This is a genomic window from Arthrobacter sp. FW306-1B-G06A, from assembly GCF_058781765.1.
This window is the reverse complement of sequence record NZ_JBYSXB010000014.1, coordinates 97995-100170: the sequence shown is the minus strand read 5'-3', so window position 1 is coordinate 100170 and position 2176 is coordinate 97995. Positions and strand designations below refer to the sequence as shown.

At 62.0% G+C, this 2176-nt stretch carries 1 protein-coding gene; it reads right to left on the bottom strand.

Going from position 1 to position 2176, the window contains the following annotated elements; genetic code table 11:
• Nucleotides 1-951: 951 nt before the first annotated feature.
• Nucleotides 952-2176 (bottom strand): RCC1 domain-containing protein (locus tag AC3WJM_RS09725; RefSeq protein ID WP_492271753.1); only part of this gene is annotated, 1225 nt, incomplete at its 5' end.

Genomic DNA, 2176 nt, shown 5'->3' with positions numbered 1-2176 from the left:
CCGCGCCCGGTCAATCACTTGCCGCCAACGGGCAACTCAACATGCCGCGCCCGGTCATTTCTAACTTGCCGTTGACACCGGATCGAGCCCCAGCCGATCTCGGATGTACAGGGCGATGCCGAGCGCCTGCGGCTCGAAGAATTCCGTCTCTAGCTTCAAAGGACGGAACAACGACATGCTCGCACCCTACGCTTAGCCCGAATAAAAGCAACAGAAAGTGCCGAGCCTGATTTCCGCCGCCTCGATACCATGCTAGGAGTTCGTTGAGGGATCCCTTACCGGACGCACCGGGAAAGCGGACTGACGACGTTGCTCGACCTTGCCGGTAATTCAAACCCGATGCTTAGTGCCCTCGAGGTCACTCTAATGGAGGCTCTGTCTCCGTAAGATCGACGCGTTGCTCGGGCTGCGGAGTCGGGGCATGGGTCGAATCAGCGGGCGGAGCATCAGGGCGCTTCAGCCAAGCGTTGGATTCCGCATCTCCGTGCGCGACAACCTCGACAGCCACAGAATCCCAGCGATAGACGATGGTACCGGCGGCGGGACGTTGCGATGTGATGTAGAACAGTCCGGGCCAAGCTAGGGCTCCGATAGGCGGCCCGTCCGGATCAGGATTCGCCAGGCTCACTCCGGCATCCCATGCCACATCGCGGCCGACGTGAAATGGCAGCCCAACAACGTCAGGCACCGTCACCCGATCGGCGAACCTTTCGTTCTCAAAATTTACTCCGAAGGTATCCGCTGCAACGGCGTCCGGTGCGGGATCCTTAACCGGACACGACTTCCGACAGATTCCGGGCCCAACAAAAGGCAGGCTAGCCAGCCTCGTGCGTTATCAAGAGGCGACGCGTGCTGCAGGCTCGATCAGCTAGAAAGCCTCCTCAGGGCCAGAACAACCGCGCGCGGGTCAATAGCTCAGTGACGGACAACAACCGACCATGCTCCGTTCGGTTAACTGGCTGGGGGAACTTCAGACTCCAGGAGGCCGGTGATGTGGCTGAGTCCGGCCACCTGGACTGGGGTGGTACTGCTGGTGGTTGTACCGTTGCCCAGTGCTCCTCTGTCGTTGTTTCCCCAGGCTCGGATGGTCCCGTCCGTGAGTAGTGCGTAGGTTGCGATAACTGAGGTGGCTAGGGATTTGACTCCGTGCAGATTGGACACCTGCACGGGAGTGCTGCTATTCGTGGTTGTGCCGTTGCCCAGTATTCCTGAAGGGTTGGCACCCCAAGACCGTACGGTTCCGTCGGAGAGGACAGCGAAGGCTGATTCGTTGGTGGAGTGTACGGAACTCACTCCGGTCAGTCCGGTGACCTGTACGGGAGTGCTGCTATCGGTGGTGGTGCCGTTGCCGAGCTGGCCGCGGAGGTTTTGGCCCCAGGCCCAGAGGGTTCCGTCGCTCAGGACTGCATAGGCCGCTTCGCTGCCGGAAACCACGGAAGTTACTCCTGTCAGGCCGGTGACCTGGACAGGGGTGCTGCTGCTGGAGGCGGTGCCGTTTCCGAGCTGCCCGTTGGTGTTGTATCCCCAGGCCCGGATGGTCCCGTCGTTGAGCAGTGCGTATACGGTCAGGTTCCAGAGCCCCGTGGTGACGGATTTGACGTCAGTCAGGCCGGTCACCGGGACCGGAACGTTGCTGGCGACCGTGATCCCGTGACCCCAAGCCTGTACGGTTCCGTCGTTGAGGACAGCATAGGCCGTGTAGTCACCGGCAGTGACTGAACGTACCCCGGTCAGGCCTGGGACCTGTACTGGGACACTGCTGTCCGTCGTGGTACCGTCGCCCAGTTGGCCGAGGTTGTTGTGGCCCCACGCCCAGACGGTACCGTCCGAGAGAACGGCATACGCGGCATCGAAGGATGAAGTCACGGACATGACGCTGCTCAGGCCTGTGACTTGGACAGGGGTGCCGCTGTCGGTGGTCGTGCCGTTGCCGAGCTGCCCGAAAAGGTTCACTCCCCAGGATTGGACGGTCCCGTTCGATAGCAGGGCGTACTTGCTGTGCCCCCCGGTCAGAGCCGTTACCCCGGACAGGCCCGCCATCCCGGCCGGTGCCGTGGTGTAGGTTGGCCCGCCCCACGTCCAAACGGAACCCGCCGGGCTGCCTGGGAGGTAGTAGCCGGAGACGTCGGCGATGAGTTGGGTGGTTCCGGAGGAGCGGTTGAACAGGGTGACTTTG